At 56.4% G+C, this 18866-nt stretch carries 13 protein-coding genes, 2 rRNA genes and 2 pseudogenes; all 17 read left to right on the top strand.

What is annotated here, in order from left to right:
- Positions 1 to 8: 8 nt before the first annotated feature.
- The 17 genes and pseudogenes from BQ8011_RS08030 to caiB all read left to right on the top strand — a co-directional run bounded on the left by BQ8011_RS08030 (position 9) and on the right by caiB (position 18865).
- Positions 9 to 2595, top strand: a 23S ribosomal RNA gene (locus BQ8011_RS08030).
- A 142-nt stretch (positions 2596 to 2737) separates the two neighbouring features.
- A 5S ribosomal RNA gene (rrf, locus tag BQ8011_RS08025) occupies positions 2738 to 2855 on the top strand.
- 135 nt (positions 2856 to 2990) lie between these two features.
- Complete coding sequence (locus BQ8011_RS09200; RefSeq protein ID WP_231945301.1) at positions 2991 to 3380, top strand: nitroreductase family protein; 390 nt, start codon at positions 2991 to 2993, stop codon at positions 3378 to 3380.
- Complete coding sequence (locus BQ8011_RS09195; protein ID WP_231945300.1) at positions 3381 to 3638, top strand: nitroreductase family protein; 258 nt, start codon at positions 3381 to 3383, stop codon at positions 3636 to 3638.
- Between the two features lie 18 nt (positions 3639 to 3656).
- Positions 3657 to 4103, top strand: coding sequence for a 30S ribosome-binding factor RbfA (gene rbfA / locus BQ8011_RS08015; RefSeq protein WP_072456184.1), 447 nt, complete (start codon positions 3657 to 3659; stop codon positions 4101 to 4103).
- Positions 4103 to 5113: a tRNA pseudouridine(55) synthase TruB gene (truB, locus tag BQ8011_RS08010; protein WP_072456182.1), complete on the top strand. Its 1011-nt coding sequence runs from the start codon at positions 4103 to 4105 to the stop codon at positions 5111 to 5113. Before rbfA ends, truB begins: the two co-directional genes overlap by 1 nt.
- 12 nt (positions 5114 to 5125) lie before the next feature.
- Positions 5126 to 6115, top strand: a complete 990-nt coding sequence (locus BQ8011_RS08005) for a bifunctional riboflavin kinase/FAD synthetase (protein WP_072456180.1) — start codon at positions 5126 to 5128, stop codon at positions 6113 to 6115.
- A gap of 162 nt (positions 6116 to 6277) precedes the next feature.
- Complete coding sequence (rpsO, locus tag BQ8011_RS08000) at positions 6278 to 6547, top strand: 30S ribosomal protein S15 (RefSeq protein WP_009407917.1); 270 nt, start codon at positions 6278 to 6280, stop codon at positions 6545 to 6547.
- 243 nt (positions 6548 to 6790) lie between these two features.
- Positions 6791 to 8965: pseudogene (locus tag BQ8011_RS07995) on the top strand (polyribonucleotide nucleotidyltransferase); the annotation flags it as partial.
- 1 nt (position 8966) lies between these two features.
- Positions 8967 to 11321 carry a polyribonucleotide nucleotidyltransferase gene (locus BQ8011_RS07990; RefSeq protein WP_072456178.1) on the top strand — a complete coding sequence of 785 codons (2355 nt, stop codon included), beginning with the start codon at positions 8967 to 8969 and terminating at the stop codon, positions 11319 to 11321.
- 402 nt (positions 11322 to 11723) lie between these two features.
- Entirely contained in the window at positions 11724 to 13034 is a 1311-nt protein-coding gene (locus BQ8011_RS07985) for an MFS transporter (protein ID WP_072456176.1), read from the top strand.
- Positions 13035 to 13062: 28 nt separating this feature from the next.
- Positions 13063 to 14043, top strand: coding sequence for an acetyl esterase (aes, locus tag BQ8011_RS07980; protein WP_072456174.1), 981 nt, complete (start codon positions 13063 to 13065; stop codon positions 14041 to 14043).
- Between the two features lie 41 nt (positions 14044 to 14084).
- Positions 14085 to 15101: pseudogene (gene caiA / locus BQ8011_RS07975) on the top strand (crotonobetainyl-CoA dehydrogenase); the annotation flags it as partial.
- A 43-nt stretch (positions 15102 to 15144) separates the two neighbouring features.
- Positions 15145 to 15441 carry a hypothetical protein gene (locus BQ8011_RS07970; protein WP_234952153.1) on the top strand — a complete coding sequence of 99 codons (297 nt, stop codon included), beginning with the start codon at positions 15145 to 15147 and terminating at the stop codon, positions 15439 to 15441.
- A gap of 28 nt (positions 15442 to 15469) precedes the next feature.
- The gene (gene aes, locus BQ8011_RS07965) at positions 15470 to 16450 is read left to right on the top strand and encodes an acetyl esterase (protein WP_072456174.1); all 981 of its coding nucleotides are present in this window, start codon (positions 15470 to 15472) and stop codon (positions 16448 to 16450) included.
- Positions 16451 to 16491: 41 nt separating this feature from the next.
- A complete protein-coding gene (caiA, locus tag BQ8011_RS07960; RefSeq protein ID WP_009407921.1) occupies positions 16492 to 17625 on the top strand; it encodes a crotonobetainyl-CoA dehydrogenase in 1134 nt (377 codons plus the stop codon).
- A 19-nt stretch (positions 17626 to 17644) separates the two neighbouring features.
- Entirely contained in the window at positions 17645 to 18865 is a 1221-nt protein-coding gene (caiB, locus tag BQ8011_RS07955; RefSeq protein ID WP_072456172.1) for an L-carnitine CoA-transferase, read from the top strand.
- Position 18866: the final 1 nt, after the last annotated feature.

The following is an 18866-nucleotide window of genomic DNA, read 5'->3' as shown; positions in this document are numbered from 1 at the left end:
CACAAAAGGTTGACAGACATCCAAGGATGCTCGTCGCCACTATGCGGATCACAACCAACACAAACCCCCACCCGCCAAACCCGGCCGGCAACAGTGGGGGTATTCAAGAGAAGNGAAGAATGAGCCTGCGAGTCAGTGGCATGTGGCGTGCTTAACCCGTGTGGGGTATGCGTAGCGAAAGCGAGTCTGAAATATGGCGTTTGTCGCGTGTTCTGGACCCGAAGCGGGGTGATCTACCCATGGCCAGGTTGAAGCAAGGGTAAGACTTTGTGGAGGACCGAACCCACCAGGGTTGAAAACCTGGGGGATGAGCTGTGGGTAGGGGTGAAAGGCCAATCAAACTCCGTGATAGCTGGTTCTCCCCGAAATGCATTTAGGTGCAGCGTTGTGTGGTTCCTGTTGGAGGTAGAGCTACTGGATGGCCGATGGGCCCTGTGGGTTACTGACGTCAGCCAAACTCCGAATGCCAATAGGGTTGAGCATGGCAGTGAGACTGCGGGGGATAAGCTTCGTAGTCGAGAGGGAAACAGCCCAGATCATCAGCTAAGGCCCCTAAGTGTGCGCTAAGTGGGAAAGGATGTGGAGTCGCGGTGACAACCAGGAGGTTGGCTTAGAAGCAGCCATCCTTGAAAGAGTGCGTAATAGCTCACTGGTCAAGTGATTTCGCGCCGACAATGTAGCGGGGCTTAAGCGTACCGCCGAAGCTGTGGCAGCAACACATATAGCTGGCGTCATTGAATGATTGTTGGTGTGTTGTTGGGTAGGGGAGCGTCCTGCATGAGGTGAAGCCTGGGGGGAACCTCTGGTGGATTGTGTGGGAGTGAGAATGCAGGCATGAGTAGCGAATCTGCGGTGAGAATCCGCAGCGCCGATTGACTAAGGGTTCCAGGGCTAGGTTTATCCGCCCTGGGTTAGTCGGGTCCTAAGGCGAGGCCGACAGGCGTAGTCGATGGATAACCAGTTGATATTCTGGTACCGCCTAGCAACCGTCCAATACTGAGATCATCATGCTAACCAATTTTGCCGGCCAATACTCGTATCCTTCGGGGTGTGGGTGGAGGTTGGTCTTGGGACCCGGTGGTGGAGGTAAGCGTATTAACAGGGGTGACGCAGAAAGGTAGCTGCAGTGCGCCGGTGGTTTGGCGTATTTAAGGTTGTGGCCCGTCTTCTAGGTAAATCCGGGAGACACTGTGGGTGAGAACTGATGAGGGACGCACGTGTGTGTGGACTTGTGGTGATCCTATGCTGCCGAGAAAAGCCTCGACGCGAGGGGGCAAGGCGCCCGTACCCTAAACCGACTCAGGTGGTCAGGTAGAGTATACCGAGGCGTTCGAGTGAATCATGGTCAAGGAACTCGGCAAAATTCCTCCGTAACTTCGGGAGAAGGAGGACCCCTTAGCTTCCCAGCGCCGCGCGTGCTGGTGGGGCCGGGGGGTCGCAGAGAATAGGGAGAAGCGACTGTTTATCAAAAACACAGGTGCGTGCGAAGCCGTAAGGCGATGTATACGCACTGACGCCTGCCCGGTGCTGGAAGGTTAAGAGGAACCGTCAACGCCCCTTGGGGTGTGAAGCGGTGAATTTAAGCCCCAGTAAACGGCGGTGGTAACTATAACCATCCTAAGGTAGCGAAATTCCTTGTCGGGTAAGTTCCGACCTGCACGAATGGCGTAACGACTTCTCCGCTGTCTCGACCGTGAACTCGGCGAAATTGCAGTACGAGTAAAGATGCTCGTTTCGCGCAGAAGGACGGAAAGACCCCGGGACCTTTACTATAGCTTGGTATTGGTGTTCGCTTGTGCTTGTGTAGGATAGGTGGGAGACTGTGAAGCTGCGGCGCCAGCCGTGGTGGAGTCGTCGTTGAAATACCATTCTGGTTCAAGCGGTCACCTCAACCTTGGCCCGTGATCCGGGTTGGGGACAGTGCCTGGTGGGTAGTTTAACTGGGGCGGTTGCCTCCTAAAATGTAACGGAGGCGCTCAAAGGTTCCCTCAGCCTGGTTGGTAATCAGGTGGCGAGTGCAAGTGTACAAGGGAGCTTGACTGTGAGACCGACGGGTCGAGCAGGTGCGAAAGCAGGAACTAGTGATCCGGCCATGGCACGTGGGTGCGTGGTCGCTCAACGGATAAAAGGTACCCCGGGGATAACAGGCTGATCTTGCCCAAGAGTCCATATCGACGGCATGGTTTGGCACCTCGATGTCGGCTCGTCGCATCCTGGGGCTGGAGTTGGTCCCAAGGGTTGGGCTGTTCGCCCATTAAAGCGGTACGCGAGCTGGGTTCAGAACGTCGTGAGACAGTTCGGTCCCTATCCTCTGTGCGCGTAGGAAACTTGAAAAGGGCCGTCCCTAGTACGAGAGGACCGGGATGGACGAACCTCTGGTGTGCCAGTTGTACCGCCAGGTGCATGGCTGGTTGGCTACGTTCGGGAAAGATAACCGCTGAAAGCATCTAAGCGGGAAACTTGCTTTGAGATGAGGTTTCCACACCCCCCTGTGGGTGGAAGGCCCCCGGCAGACTACCGGGTTGATAGGCCAGAGGTGGAAGCACCGCGAGGTGCTCGTGAGCCGACTGGTACTAATGGGCCGACACTAAACACAAACACTTCAACCACAAAAGGTTGACAGACATCCAAGGATGCTCGTCGCCACTATGCGGATCACAACCAACACAAACCCCCACCCGCCAAACCCGGCCGGCAACAGTGGGGGTATTCAAGAGAAGATATGGTTGAACCATCTTGTGGTGGTCATAGCCGCGGGGAAACGCCCAGCATCCATTCCGAACCTGGAAGCTAAGCCCGCAAGCGCCGATGGTACTGCACCTGGGAGGGTGTGGGAGAGTAGGACACCGCCACAACACACTTTCGCGGTGGGGTCTTGGAACACGGTTCCAAGACCCCACCGCTTTGTCATACCCACAACACGACACCGCCCCACGCAAGCACGACTTGCTCTCTCAGCAGCATTTCTGCTCCAGCGTTAAAGTCGAGGTATGAGTGAAGTTTCGGAATCCTTAAGCGCTATGTCGCAGTTCCGTGATCAGTTGAATGCGCGCGAAGTTCTCGCTGAACTTTTCACTGACGCGCACACCGCATACACCTTTACTGATGAACCGGTTACGGATGAGCAGCTTCGTGCCGCTTACGATTTGGCTAAGTGGGCACCGACTGGAGTGAACGGCCAGCCGCTTCGCGTCGCAATCGTTCGTGCTGGAGCAGCGAAACAACATCTGCTCAATGCTCTTCCCCGCGGGAACAAGGAGCAAGCTTGTGGTGCGCCTTTGGTATTGGTGTGCGGTGCAAAAATGGATTTCTATCACGATCTTCCCGCACTGCATCCACGCGGTGAACACTATGAAAAGCTCTTGATGGCCAATGAGTAGATGCGCACGCTTATGGCCCATACATCAGCCACGATTCAAGTTGCTTATTTGATTCTGGCTCTTCGAGCACAGGGCTTGGAAACCGGCCCCATGAACCCAGACGACGCGCAACTTCTTCATGACTACTTCTTCCCCGGAGAGGATATCAAGCCTATTTTGGTGATTAATGTGGGCCATGCGGGTGCGAATGCATACCAGGAACGCGGGCCACGGGTGGGGTACGATGAGGTGTTTCGCGAACCGCAGGTTAATGCCTGAAGCCACGAGGAGGACGCCATGGCTGATGAAGCACGAGTTCGAAAAGTTCAAGATCGCATCCAAGAGACAGTCGCTTCCCTTTTGGGGCGTAGGATCAAGGATCCGCGTCTAGGCTTTGTGACGATCACTGACGTTCGCGTGACCGGAGATCTCCAACACGCCTCTATTTTCTACACGGTGCTGGGAAATGAAGACGACCGTGCAGGTACTGCTCGCGCTTTCGAATCAGCAAAAGGCCTCATTCGTAGCGAGGTCGGCAAGGCTCTCGGTATTCGGCTCACTCCTAGCGTGGAGTTTATTCCGGATGCTTTGCCAGAGACGGTGGCCTCGCTCGAGACCGCACTCGCATCAGCGCGTGCACACGATGAAGAGGTCTCGCGTCTTGCTGTCGGTGCAAGCTATGCCGGCGATGAGGACCCCTATCGCAAGGCTGATGACGAAGAAGACGAGCAGGACGAGCTTTAATGTCTGCTCCTTCTGTGAGCTCGGGGCTTTTGATCGTTGATAAACCCCAGGGAATCACGAGTCATGATGTCGTCTCGCGCGTTCGACGCCTCGCGCATACGCGCCGTGTTGGTCACGCTGGAACACTTGACCCAATGGCAACCGGCGTCTTGGTCCTTGGAATTAACAAAGCAACCCGGCTTCTCACGTGGATCACGGACCATTCAAAGCGTTACGAAGCCCGCTTGCGCCTCGGGGTTGAGACGACAACTGAGGACGCGGAAGGGGAAGTGACGCTCGCGCGAGGGTGCACCTGCCTCGATAGTGAAGAATTTGCGCGCACACTGGAGCACTTTCGTGGGGTAATCTCGCAAGTCCCCTCCGCAGTCAGTGCAATTAAAGTTGACGGAAAGAGGGCTTACGCGCGTGTTCGCGCCGGAGAAGAAGTGAAGCTCAAGCCTCGGCAGGTGGAAATTTCCCTACTCGAGGTCAAGGGTGAAGCGCACCCTCACAGCGTTGCTTACGATGTTGAAGGGGAAGAACGCCTTATCTCCTGCGTGGATGTTGACATTGTTGTTGAATGTTCGGCTGGAACGTATATTCGCGCTCTCGCCCGCGATATCGGTCATGCGCTTGGCTGCGGCGCGCATTTGATTGCGCTGCGGCGCACTCGAGTCGGTGAGTTTTCTCTTGACAGCGCGCATACTCTTGATTCTCTTTTCGAGGCCGCACAGTGTGATGCGGGCGTGCAGACGGACAACGACGCACCTTCGCTTCCATTGACATCGCTCAGCCAGGCAGCGCGTGCAATGTTCCCCGTGCTGGAACTGACACAAGCTGAGGCCGGCGCTTTCGCCCATGGACAGGCGCCTCGCCGCCCCGCCCGGGAAGTTGGCGATTTCGCTGAACAATGCGGGGAAAGAGAAGGTACCTCGACCTGCGGTCCCATTGCCGCTATCAACGGTGAAGGGGAAGTAGTCGGACTTCTTGAGATTCGTGATTCTCGTTTGAAGACAATCCTTGTTTTTTAGAAAGTGACCACTGTGAAGATTTGGCGTTCGATTGAAGACATCCCAAACGAGATGACGTCGGTGGTGACAATCGGCAATTTCGATGGGATGCACGAGGGGCATCGTCAGGTGATTGCGACGGCTGTTGCTCGGGCAAGGAGCAGGGGAGTGAAGGCTGTTGCTTGTACTTTTGATCCCCATCCACGCATCGTTCATAATCCCGACACTGCGCTCAAACTCATTTCTCCACTGCGTGATCGTTTAGACGCGATGGCTGCGACTGGCTTGGACGCGACTTTTGTTATTCACTACGACGCTTCGGTCTATTCGCTTACCCCTCGAGAGTTCGTTGAGAAATACCTCGTTCAGGCGCTGGGAGCAGTTGAAGTTGTCGTCGGTAAAGACTTCCGTTTTGGCCGTGAGAATTCCGGCGATCTTGCGACTTTGAGGCAGCTGGGCCAAGAATTTGGTTTTACTGTCGAGTCGGTTGAGGACGTTGAAGCTCCTGAAGGGCGACGCTGGTCTTCATCTTGGGTGCGAGAACTCCTTGAAGAAGGCGACGTTTCTGGTGCGGCGCGTGTGCTTGGCCATCTTCACCGTATCCGCGGCACGGTCGAGCATGGGTATAAACGAGGCCGTGAGCTGGGTTTCCCCACCGCGAACCTGTGCAATGACATTGAAGGCGTTGTTCCAGGAGATGGTGTCTACGCTGGATGGCTTGTCAGGCACGTTGGGGACAGTGGCGCGGCAGAGTTTCTTCCCGCTGCAATTTCTGTGGGGACGAATCCTCAATTTGAGGGTGAAGTGCGTACTGTTGAAGCGCATGTTCTGGGCAGGAGCGACCTGAATCTCTACGGAGAGAATGTATCGATTATGTTCGTGAGTCGCATTCGAGCGATGGAATCTTTTGATTCCTTGGATGCTCTGCTGTGTCGTATGGATGAGGACCTTCGGGTTACTGCGTATGTTCTCGGTGTTGGTGTGCCAACGCGTGTTGATCCGCAGGCAGTGACTGCGCGTTGAATTGTGCCATAGGCCCTGATCTCGGTTGACGCTCGTGCTACAGATCACGACAAACGCTTTGAGATGAGATGCTAAACTTACCTATGCCGTCATGTCGGCCACGGATAGTATGCGCAGGGGATGGCCCTGTGGCTCCGTGCAACAAGTATGAAGGAGAAGCCTGTGCCACTGAGCAAGGACGTCAAGGATCAGATCATCGCCGAGTACGCTACCCACGAGGGTGACACCGGCTCCCCCGAGGTTCAGATTGCGCTGCTGACCCAGCGAATCAAGGATCTGACCGAGCACTTCAAGACCCACAAGCACGATCACCACTCACGTCGTGGTCTGCTGCTGCTGGTTGGTCGTCGTCGTCGCCTCCTCGGCTACCTCGCTGAGATCGACATTGAGCGTTACCGCTCGCTGATCGAACGACTGGGCCTGCGTCGCTGATTGTCATCCGGCTCGATTCCCCCGTTGGAATCGAGCCGGATCACTACGTGTGGGCAAGGTGCTCGCGCAATAACTCAATAGTTTGATAGGGCGTGAACGTGCGCGGTTTTCGACAGTGGTTTACGGCTTCTCTGGCGCCCAAAGCGATATGGGAAGAGCCGGATCAAAGCCGTGGACTTCGATCGAAGGCCGATACGAACGCCCAAGTAGTGTGAAACACGTAAATTCAAGGAGAACACACATATGATGGAAGGCGAAGATATCGTCTCTGCAGAGGCGATCATCGACAATGGTCGTTTCGGTAAGCGCGTTGTCCGCTTTGAAACTGGCCGCCTCGCCAAGCAGGCCGCAGGTGCGGCCATGGCCTATCTTGATGACGAAACTGCGATTCTTTCCGCAACCACCGCGGGCAAGCAGCCCAAGGACCAGTTCGACTTTTTCCCGCTGACCGTTGACGTTGAGGAACGTTCCTACGCTGCGGGTCGTATCCCCGGATCCTTCTTCCGCCGTGAAGGTCGTCCCGGAACCGAAGCAATTCTTGCGGCTCGTCTGATCGACCGCCCGCTGCGCCCCGGATTCAAGAAGGGCCTGCGCAACGAGGTCCAGGTTGTCGCAACCGTCCTGGCTGCACACCCGAACGACGCCTACGACGTGCTGGCGATCAACGCGGCCTCCATGTCGACCCAGATTGCTGGTCTGCCCTTCTCCGGCCCCATCGCCGGTACCCGTCTAGCTCTCATCGACGGTCAGTGGGTGGCATTCCCGCGCTGGTCGGAGATGGAGCGCTCTGTCTTCAACATTGTTGTCGCAGGCCGTATCGTTACCACTGAAGATGGTGGCGAAGACGTTGCGATCATGATGGTCGAAGCCGGCGGCGGCGAAAATGAATGGGACCTGATTCAGGCAGGCGCCGTTGCTCCTACCGAAGATGTGGTCGCCGACGGCCTCGAAGCTGCTAAGCCCTTCATTCGTGCGCTGTGCGAAGCCCAGATGAGGGTCGCTGCTGTCGCTTCGAAGGAAACCACTGAATTCCCGATCTTCCTCGACTACACGGATGAGCAGTACGCCGCTGTCGAGCAGTGGGTTGGCGACAAGCTCGCCAAGGCACTTCTTACCGAGGGCAAGCTTGCTCGCGAAGAAGCTGTGGACGCTGTCAAGGCTGAGATGCTTGAAGCTTTGGCAGAAGACTGGCCCGAAGCTGAGAAGGAACTCAAGGCAGCTTTCCGCTCCCTCGAGAAGCAGACCATTCGTAACCGCACTCTGCGCGAAGAAATCCGCATGGACGGTCGCTCGCTGCGCACCATCCGTTCTCTGAGCGCAGAGGTTGAGGTTCTGCCTCGCGTTCACGGCTCTGCCCTCTTCCAGCGCGGTGAAACCCAGATCCTGGGCGTGACGACGCTGGCCATGCTCCGCATGGAACAGCAGCTCGATAACCTTTCGCCCATCACGGCGAAGCGTTACATGCACCAGTACAACTTCCCGCCTTACTCGACCGGCGAAACCGGCCGCGTGGGTTCGCCCAAGCGCCGCGAAATTGGCCACGGTGACCTTGCGGAGCGCGCTCTCAAGCCCGTGATTCCTTCGCGCGAAGAGTTCCCCTACGCAATCCGTCAGGTCTCTGAGACCATGGGATCCAACGGCTCTTCTTCGATGGGTTCTGTGTGTGCATCGACCCTGTCGCTGCTCCAGGCTGGCGTGCCGCTGCGCGCCCCCGTCGCCGGCATCGCAATGGGTCTCATGACCGGTGAAGTTGATGGCAAGCAGAAGGCCGTCACCCTGACCGATATCCTCGGCGCTGAAGACGGCTTCGGTGACATGGACTTCAAGGTCGCCGGTACCCGCGAGTTCATTACCGCATTGCAGCTGGATACCAAGCTCGATGGCATTGATTCTCAGGTTCTGCGTGGCGCGCTGGCACAAGCCCGCGATGCGCGCCTGCAGATCCTTGACCTGATGGAACAGGCAATCGACGCTCCCGATGAGATGAGCCCCTACGCTCCTCGCATCATCACCGTCCAGGTTCCTGTCGACAAGATTGGCGAGGTCATTGGCCCCAAGGGCAAGATGATCAACCAGATCCAGGAAGACACCGGCGCGGAACTCACCATTGAAGACGATGGAACCGTTTACATCGGTGCATCGACCGGTGAGGCTGCAGAAGCTGCACGTGCAATGGTCAACCAGATCGCTAATCCGCAGATGCCTGAGGTGGGGGAGCGCTTCGTGGGAACCGTCGTCAAGACGACCTCCTTCGGCGCCTTTGTTTCCCTGACCCCCGGCAAGGATGGTCTCCTGCACATCTCGCAGGTCCGTCGCTTGGTCGGCGGCAAGCGCATTGATTCGGTTGAAGACGTGCTTCAAGTCGGCCAGCAAGTCGAGGTCGAGATTCACGAGATCGGTGACCGCGGTAAGCTCAGCCNTGATGGAAGGCGAAGATATCGTCTCTGCAGAGGCGATCATCGACAATGGTCGTTTCGGTAAGCGCGTTGTCCGCTTTGAAACTGGCCGCCTCGCCAAGCAGGCCGCAGGTGCGGCCATGGCCTATCTTGATGACGAAACTGCGATTCTTTCCGCAACCACCGCGGGCAAGCAGCCCAAGGACCAGTTCGACTTTTTCCCGCTGACCGTTGACGTTGAGGAACGTTCCTACGCTGCGGGTCGTATCCCCGGATCCTTCTTCCGCCGTGAAGGTCGTCCCGGAACCGAAGCAATTCTTGCGGCTCGTCTGATCGACCGCCCGCTGCGCCCCGGATTCAAGAAGGGCCTGCGCAACGAGGTCCAGGTTGTCGCAACCGTCCTGGCTGCACACCCGAACGACGCCTACGACGTGCTGGCGATCAACGCGGCCTCCATGTCGACCCAGATTGCTGGTCTGCCCTTCTCCGGCCCCATCGCCGGTACCCGTCTAGCTCTCATCGACGGTCAGTGGGTGGCATTCCCGCGCTGGTCGGAGATGGAGCGCTCTGTCTTCAACATTGTTGTCGCAGGCCGTATCGTTACCACTGAAGATGGTGGCGAAGACGTTGCGATCATGATGGTCGAAGCCGGCGGCGGCGAAAATGAATGGGACCTGATTCAGGCAGGCGCCGTTGCTCCTACCGAAGATGTGGTCGCCGACGGCCTCGAAGCTGCTAAGCCCTTCATTCGTGCGCTGTGCGAAGCCCAGATGAGGGTCGCTGCTGTCGCTTCGAAGGAAACCACTGAATTCCCGATCTTCCTCGACTACACGGATGAGCAGTACGCCGCTGTCGAGCAGTGGGTTGGCGACAAGCTCGCCAAGGCACTTCTTACCGAGGGCAAGCTTGCTCGCGAAGAAGCTGTGGACGCTGTCAAGGCTGAGATGCTTGAAGCTTTGGCAGAAGACTGGCCCGAAGCTGAGAAGGAACTCAAGGCAGCTTTCCGCTCCCTCGAGAAGCAGACCATTCGTAACCGCACTCTGCGCGAAGAAATCCGCATGGACGGTCGCTCGCTGCGCACCATCCGTTCTCTGAGCGCAGAGGTTGAGGTTCTGCCTCGCGTTCACGGCTCTGCCCTCTTCCAGCGCGGTGAAACCCAGATCCTGGGCGTGACGACGCTGGCCATGCTCCGCATGGAACAGCAGCTCGATAACCTTTCGCCCATCACGGCGAAGCGTTACATGCACCAGTACAACTTCCCGCCTTACTCGACCGGCGAAACCGGCCGCGTGGGTTCGCCCAAGCGCCGCGAAATTGGCCACGGTGACCTTGCGGAGCGCGCTCTCAAGCCCGTGATTCCTTCGCGCGAAGAGTTCCCCTACGCAATCCGTCAGGTCTCTGAGACCATGGGATCCAACGGCTCTTCTTCGATGGGTTCTGTGTGTGCATCGACCCTGTCGCTGCTCCAGGCTGGCGTGCCGCTGCGCGCCCCCGTCGCCGGCATCGCAATGGGTCTCATGACCGGTGAAGTTGATGGCAAGCAGAAGGCCGTCACCCTGACCGATATCCTCGGCGCTGAAGACGGCTTCGGTGACATGGACTTCAAGGTCGCCGGTACCCGCGAGTTCATTACCGCATTGCAGCTGGATACCAAGCTCGATGGCATTGATTCTCAGGTTCTGCGTGGCGCGCTGGCACAAGCCCGCGATGCGCGCCTGCAGATCCTTGACCTGATGGAACAGGCAATCGACGCTCCCGATGAGATGAGCCCCTACGCTCCTCGCATCATCACCGTCCAGGTTCCTGTCGACAAGATTGGCGAGGTCATTGGCCCCAAGGGCAAGATGATCAACCAGATCCAGGAAGACACCGGCGCGGAACTCACCATTGAAGACGATGGAACCGTTTACATCGGTGCATCGACCGGTGAGGCTGCAGAAGCTGCACGTGCAATGGTCAACCAGATCGCTAATCCGCAGATGCCTGAGGTGGGGGAGCGCTTCGTGGGAACCGTCGTCAAGACGACCTCCTTCGGCGCCTTTGTTTCCCTGACCCCCGGCAAGGATGGTCTCCTGCACATCTCGCAGGTCCGTCGCTTGGTCGGCGGCAAGCGCATTGATTCGGTTGAAGACGTGCTTCAAGTCGGCCAGCAAGTCGAGGTCGAGATTCACGAGATCGGTGACCGCGGTAAGCTCAGCCTGTACGCCGTCGTTGATGGCGAAACCGGTGAGCTCGAGGCCAGCGATGAGCAGCCTCGTCGCCGCGAGCGTTCAGAGCGTCCCGAGCGCCGTGAGCGTCGCGAGCGTCGTCCGCGCACCCGCACCCGTCGTCGCCGCGAAGATGACGAGGCCGCAGCAGAAGGCTCCGACGAGGAGTGAGACTGCTGTGAGGGCGCTGTCCTAGGACGCGTTGACGAAACCTTAAACCTTGTGTGGGGCGAAGGAATTCCTTCGCCCCACACGGCATATTTCAAGGTGTCATCCCAGCTATCTGAAAAAGCAGTAATTATCGACGAATACCGTCGGAAAAAATTAAATTCTTTGGGCCTAAAGACCCCTCGTTTTCATGTGAAGCCATTGATAGCGTTGAGGACGTGGCAGCGAGTATTGCCTGCGACATATCGTGTTCTGACACTGATCTGTGCTCGCAGAAATTCACCGTCCCCAGTGGCGGGATGCTGCACGAACAAGCCGCAATTATGGACGAATGTAGTCCAGGATATGCGCGATCTCACCCTAGTCCGATGAACTCTATTCTTCAGTGATCGAAAGGTCTGTCACATGTTGGGTTCTGCAGAGAGGAAAGCGAGCGACCTGAGCGCGGGTCACCGCATCTTCCTTCTGATCTTGGTCTCGATCGGTAGCTCGATCATTTACACTCCCGCCTATCTTCAGTACGTCTTCGAAGAACCGCTGGGTAAGGCCCTCATCGCCTCGGGTGGTGCTACGCCCGAAAACGTTGCCACCACGCTGGGTACGCTTCTGAGCGCATACGCTATGACCGCGCTTGTGTGCTATCTGCCCTCCGGTATTGTGGCGGATATTGTTCGCGTTCGTACCCTTTCGTGGGTCGGTTTCGGTCTGACTGCATTGCTCACCTTCTGGTACGCAATGTTCCCCTCGCTGACCACGATTCGCTTCCTTTTTGTCGCGATGGGCGTTACAACAATCCTCATTTGGTGGGGTATTCGTTACAAGCTTGTGCGCCTGATCTCTGATGAAAATGGCTACTCGCGAAACATTGGTCTTTCTTATGCCTTCTATGGCCTCGCCGGTCTAATCCTGGGCTTCTTCAACTCATGGCTGGTTGCCCACCTCGCATCGCGTGGTGACATCATTCCCATGCGTACCCTGCTCTTCATCCTGGGTGGCCTGATCATGGTTCTTGCCGTTCTTTCCTTCTTCTTCATCCCGAAGTTCGAAGGTGAAATCGGCTCCACTGAAGGCGGTTTCTCGGTGAAGCAAATCGGACAGGTTTTGGCGAACCCGGTCGTCTGGCTGGCAGCTGCCACCTTGTTCTTCGTCTACTTCTTCTACACCGGCGTAAACCAGACCACCGGCTACATGAACAAGGTCATGATGCTTGCTCCCGCAGTGGTCACCATGGTCGCAACCGTTCGTACCTACGGTATTTCGCTGGTCTCGGCTCCCTTCTTCGGATGGGTTGCTGAGAAGGTCGGCTCTCCTTCGCGTGTCATTGCAGCTGCTTCACTGTTGGTTGCAGTGCTCTTCGCTGGATTCGCCGTCCTGCCCTCGGGTGCAAACGCTATCCTCACTGCTGGATTGGTGATCCTCTTGGCGTTTATTGCCAACGGCGTCTTCGGCATTGTTTCCTCGCAGCTCACTGAAGGTAAGGTCGCTCCCGCGGTCTTTGGTACAGCATCGGGTCTGCTCTCGGTCATCGGCTTCCTTCCCGATACCTTCTCCTACACCTGGTTTGGTTCAATTCGTGATGCCGCAGGTGACGCACAAGAATCTGCGTTCCATCAGATCTTCATGATCCTTGGCGGCGCAGCCCTTCTGGCAGCAGTTTGTGCGATCGCGCTGGTTCTCGTGATTCGTATTCGCGAGAAGAAGAACGTCCAGGCCTGAAAACCACGTACTGAGGAAGGAGGACGTAGTGGCACATAAGCTTGATGTTCCCAGCATGTGGAGCGAACAGATGGGCGCCGTCGTTGCCAAGCAAAACGAGCTGGCAAAAGACGCGTACTCGACCGATCAGAGCATTGAAGAGATGCGACAGGCCTATCGCAGTGAACGCCGTTTCTGGAACGAGGGCGGTCCGCATGTGGAAAGCGCGGAAGACCGAATGGTCCCAACGCGCCACGGGAGTATCCCGGTGCGCCGCTACGTCCCCCAGGCCTCGGAAGAAGAAAACAACGAATCTGCTCGTCCCCTGATTGTTTATATTCACGGTGGCGGCTGGTTGATCGGCGATGTCAATACCCACGATCGCATCACGCGCACAATTGCCTCGCTCACGGGAGCCATCGTCGTTTCGGTGGGCTATACGCTTTCTCCGGAAGCACAATACCCGCAGCCGATCGAAGAAATTTCCGACGTCACCGACTACATCGTCCAGCACGCTCAGGAGTGGGGAATTGATCCTCAGGATGTCTCCTTCTCGGGGGACAGCGCAGGTGCAAATATGGCATTCGGTGCGCTGCTCTACCTTCGTGATCACGACAAAGCTGTGAACGCGCGGAGCATGCTGCTCTTCTACGGAGCATACGGGTTGCGTGACTCTCGATCGATGCGACTGCTGGGCGGTCCTTGGGATGGTCTCACCGAAGCCGATTACGAGTACTATCTCAAGGCCTACCTTGGAGATCTTGAAAAGATTCGCGAACCATACGTGAATATTTTGGATAACGATCTGTCTTCGGCAGTCCCTCCCTGTTTCATCGTGGCCGCAGGCTTGGATCCCCTCAAAGATGATTCCGAGGCGCTCCACGAACTGCTTGATATCGCGGGAGTGGATAACGAATTCGTTGTCTATCCGAAGGTTATCCATGCATTCCTTCATCACTCTCGGATGTTGGATGACACGATGGATGCAATGCGGCGGGCAGCTGACTTCTTCCACAACCACAAAATCTAAGAAACCCACAGATTTCATATCACCGACGATAGGAAGTAAAAATGGACTTTTCACTGAGCGAAGACCAGCAATTGATGGTCGATGGGTTCACCGAATTGATGGAGTCGCGTAACTGGGAGAAATACTTCCAGGAATGCGATGAACGCTCCGAATACCCTCAGGAATGGGTTTCGGCAATTTGCGAGCTCGGCTTTGACCAGATCCTCCTTCCTGAGGAGAATGGCGGTCTGGGTGCCGATTGGGTGACGCTTACCGCCGCTTACGAGGCCCTGGGTCGCGCCGGTGGCCCCACCTACGTTCTCTACCAGCTTCCCTGCTGGGATACCGTTCTGCGTGAGGGCACCGAGGAACAGAAGGAAAAGATCCTTTCCTTCGTGGGCACCGGTAAGCAAATGCTCAACTACGCAATGACCGAGCCGAGTGCAGGATCCTCATGGGATGATATGCGCACGACCTACACCCGTAAGGACGGCAAGGTCTACCTGAACGGTCACAAGACCTTTATTACTTCTTCTAAGTACGTGCCCTACCTAGTTGTTATGGCTCGAGATAGCGACAATATGGACACCTACACCGAGTGGTTTGTCGATATGTCCCTGCCGGGTATTACCAAGGAACCCCTGCACAAGCTGGGACTGCGCATGGACTCCTGCTGCGATATCTACTTCGATAACGTTGAACTTCGTGAAGAAGACCTCTTCGGAACCGAAGGAAATGGATTCCGCCGCGGAGTTGCCGACTTCGATCTCGAGCGTTTCCTTGTTGCTCTGACCAACTACGGCCAGGCTTACTGCGCCTTCGAAGACGCCGCGCGCTACGCCAACCAGCGTGTCCAGGGTGGACAGGCAATTGCCCGTCACCAGCTCATCCAGCTCAAGTTTGCGGACATGAAGGTTGCGCTCACCAATATGCGCAACATGCTCTACGAAATCGCGTGGAAGCACGATAACGGTCTGCTTGGCCGTGGTGATTGCTCCATGGCGAAGTACTACTGCGCACACGCAGCATTTGAGGTCGTCGACAATGCCCTGCAGGTTCTGGCAGGCGTCGGTATTACCGNCGGGTGCAAACGCTATCCTCACTGCTGGATTGGTGATCCTCTTGGCGTTTATTGCCAACGGCGTCTTCGGCATTGTTTCCTCGCAGCTCACTGAAGGTAAGGTCGCTCCCGCGGTCTTTGGTACAGCATCGGGTCTGCTCTCGGTCATCGGCTTCCTTCCCGATACCTTCTCCTACACCTGGTTTGGTTCAATTCGTGATGCCGCAGGTGACGCACAAGAATCTGCGTTCCATCAGATCTTCATGATCCTTGGCGGCGCAGCCCTTCTGGCAGCAGTTTGTGCGATCGCGCTGGTTCTCGTGATTCGTATTCGCGAGAAGAAGAACGTCCAGGCCTGAAAACCACGTACTGAGGAAGGAGGACGTAGTGGCACATAAGCTTGATGTTCCCAGCATGTGGAGCGAACAGATGGGCGCCGTCGTTGCCAAGCAAAACGAGCTGGCAAAAGACGCGTACTCGACCGATCAGAGCATTGAAGAGATGCGACAGGCCTATCGCAGTGAACGCCGTTTCTGGAACGAGGGCGGTCCGCATGTGGAAAGCGCGGAAGACCGAATGGTCCCAACGCGCCACGGGAGTATCCCGGTGCGCCGCTACGTCCCCCAGGCCTCGGAAGAAGAAAACAACGAATCTGCTCGTCCCCTGATTGTTTATATTCACGGTGGCGGCTGGTTGATCGGCGATGTCAATACCCACGATCGCATCACGCGCACAATTGCCTCGCTCACGGGAGCCATCGTCGTTTCGGTGGGCTATACGCTTTCTCCGGAAGCACAATACCCGCAGCCGATCGAAGAAATTTCCGACGTCACCGACTACATCGTCCAGCACGCTCAGGAGTGGGGAATTGATCCTCAGGATGTCTCCTTCTCGGGGGACAGCGCAGGTGCAAATATGGCATTCGGTGCGCTGCTCTACCTTCGTGATCACGACAAAGCTGTGAACGCGCGGAGCATGCTGCTCTTCTACGGAGCATACGGGTTGCGTGACTCTCGATCGATGCGACTGCTGGGCGGTCCTTGGGATGGTCTCACCGAAGCCGATTACGAGTACTATCTCAAGGCCTACCTTGGAGATCTTGAAAAGATTCGCGAACCATACGTGAATATTTTGGATAACGATCTGTCTTCGGCAGTCCCTCCCTGTTTCATCGTGGCCGCAGGCTTGGATCCCCTCAAAGATGATTCCGAGGCGCTCCACGAACTGCTTGATATCGCGGGAGTGGATAACGAATTCGTTGTCTATCCGAAGGTTATCCATGCATTCCTTCATCACTCTCGGATGTTGGATGACACGATGGATGCAATGCGGCGGGCAGCTGACTTCTTCCACAACCACAAAATCTAAGAAACCCACAGATTTCATATCACCGACGATAGGAAGTAAAAATGGACTTTTCACTGAGCGAAGACCAGCAATTGATGGTCGATGGGTTCACCGAATTGATGGAGTCGCGTAACTGGGAGAAATACTTCCAGGAATGCGATGAACGCTCCGAATACCCTCAGGAATGGGTTTCGGCAATTTGCGAGCTCGGCTTTGACCAGATCCTCCTTCCTGAGGAGAATGGCGGTCTGGGTGCCGATTGGGTGACGCTTACCGCCGCTTACGAGGCCCTGGGTCGCGCCGGTGGCCCCACCTACGTTCTCTACCAGCTTCCCTGCTGGGATACCGTTCTGCGTGAGGGCACCGAGGAACAGAAGGAAAAGATCCTTTCCTTCGTGGGCACCGGTAAGCAAATGCTCAACTACGCAATGACCGAGCCGAGTGCAGGATCCTCATGGGATGATATGCGCACGACCTACACCCGTAAGGACGGCAAGGTCTACCTGAACGGTCACAAGACCTTTATTACTTCTTCTAAGTACGTGCCCTACCTAGTTGTTATGGCTCGAGATAGCGACAATATGGACACCTACACCGAGTGGTTTGTCGATATGTCCCTGCCGGGTATTACCAAGGAACCCCTGCACAAGCTGGGACTGCGCATGGACTCCTGCTGCGATATCTACTTCGATAACGTTGAACTTCGTGAAGAAGACCTCTTCGGAACCGAAGGAAATGGATTCCGCCGCGGAGTTGCCGACTTCGATCTCGAGCGTTTCCTTGTTGCTCTGACCAACTACGGCCAGGCTTACTGCGCCTTCGAAGACGCCGCGCGCTACGCCAACCAGCGTGTCCAGGGTGGACAGGCAATTGCCCGTCACCAGCTCATCCAGCTCAAGTTTGCGGACATGAAGGTTGCGCTCACCAATATGCGCAACATGCTCTACGAAATCGCGTGGAAGCACGATAACGGTCTGCTTGGCCGTGGTGATTGCTCCATGGCGAAGTACTACTGCGCACACGCAGCATTTGAGGTCGTCGACAATGCCCTGCAGGTTCTGGCAGGCGTCGGTATTACCGGTGAACACCGTGTCCAGCGTATGTTCCGCGACCTGCGTGTTGACCGCGTCAGCGGTGGTACTGACGAAATGATGATCCTCACCGCAGGCCGTGCAGCTCTGAAGGAATACCGCTGATCGGCGGGAGGTTTATCTGATGTCATTACCCGTTGATAAGCCGTCCTACGGCAACCTTGACGGCCTGAAAGTCGTTTACTCAGCAGTGGAAATTGCTGTTCCTACCGCATGCGAAATCATGTCGGAGTGGGGTGCCGATATCACCTGGATTGAGAACACCTACAGTGGCGACTCTGTGCGTGATACCGAGTTCGTCAAGGAAATGGAACGACGCAATCAGCGCTCCATCTCGATGAATCCTTTCACGGATGAAGGAAAAGAGATTATCCGCGCGCTCGTCAAGGATGCGGATATCTTCATTGAGTCCTCGAAGGGCCCTGTGTGGGCACGAAAGGGAATCACCGATGAGTTCCTGTGGGAGGTCAACCCCCGTCTGGTCATTGTGCACGTTTCTGGTTTCGGCCACGTTGGTGATCCCAAGCGTGTTCACTCCGCGGCATATGACCTGACCGTCCAGGATTATTCGGGTTACGTGTACCAAAACGGTACCCCTGAAGAAGCAATGACGGCAGCTCCCTACACAGGCGACTACTTCAACTCGCTCATGGTGATTTCTTCTGCCTTGGCTGCGGTCTTCCGCGCCCAGCGCACCGGAGAAGGTGAGTCGATCGACGTCGCAATGTATGAAACGATGCTGCGCGTCGGCGCCTACTACATGATCGACTACATGAATAAGGGCGTGCTCTACCCGCGTGCGGGCGCACGCCATCAGAACCTGTGCGCGATCGGCCAGTACAAGACCAAGGATGGAATCCTGGGCCTGTGCTGCTACGGCGTTCCTCAGAACAAGTACCTGCTCGAGGTGATTGGTCTGGGGGATCTGTGGGGAACAGAAGAATATCCCGAGGACACCTCAGCGCTGTGGCTTGACGGCCCCAAGGCCTCGTTAATCGAACAAAAACTGGAAGAGTACCTGCTCACCCAGAATGTTGACGATGTCGAGGCAGATTTTGTTGCCCACAAGATCGCGGCTCAGAAGTGCTTGGATTTCGACGACCTCTTGGCCGAAGAACACACTAAACTGCGTGGAAACTTCATGGAGTGGGAGAACCGCGAAGGGGAGACGATCAAGGGCCTGAATACGGTTCCTCGTTTTGCGCATCGCCCCGGTGGTTTCTGGCGTCCGATGCCCGCATTGGGTGAAGACACTCGAGATGTCCTCCAGCGCAGTGGTTTCTCGGATGAGGATATCGAGCGTTTCAAGGCATCCGGTTCCATCAAGTTCGCCGAAGAGGACTGAT

The sequence above is a fragment of the Actinomyces marseillensis genome (genome assembly GCF_900155605.1).
In the GTDB taxonomy this organism is placed as follows: Bacteria; Actinomycetota; Actinomycetes; order Actinomycetales; family Actinomycetaceae; genus Pauljensenia; species Pauljensenia marseillensis.
The sequence above is the reverse complement of the archived record's forward strand: the minus strand, read 5'-3'. Positions and strand labels throughout refer to the sequence as shown.

Bases quoted from the DNA above. Each gene is read 5' to 3' on its own strand.
- BQ8011_RS09200 (WP_231945301.1), top strand. From the start codon at position 2,991: ATGAGTGAAGTTTCGGAATCCTTAAGCGCTATGTCGCAGTTCCGTGAT.
- BQ8011_RS09195 (WP_231945300.1), top strand. From the start codon at position 3,381: ATGCGCACGCTTATGGCCCATACATCAGCCACGATTCAAGTTGCTTAT.
- rbfA (WP_072456184.1), top strand. From the start codon at position 3,657: ATGGCTGATGAAGCACGAGTTCGAAAAGTTCAAGATCGCATCCAAGAG.
- truB (WP_072456182.1), top strand. From the start codon at position 4,103: ATGTCTGCTCCTTCTGTGAGCTCGGGGCTTTTGATCGTTGATAAACCC.
- BQ8011_RS07985 (WP_072456176.1), top strand. From the start codon at position 11,724: ATGTTGGGTTCTGCAGAGAGGAAAGCGAGCGACCTGAGCGCGGGTCAC.
- caiA (WP_009407921.1), top strand. From the start codon at position 16,492: ATGGACTTTTCACTGAGCGAAGACCAGCAATTGATGGTCGATGGGTTC.
- caiB (WP_072456172.1), top strand. From the start codon at position 17,645: ATGTCATTACCCGTTGATAAGCCGTCCTACGGCAACCTTGACGGCCTG.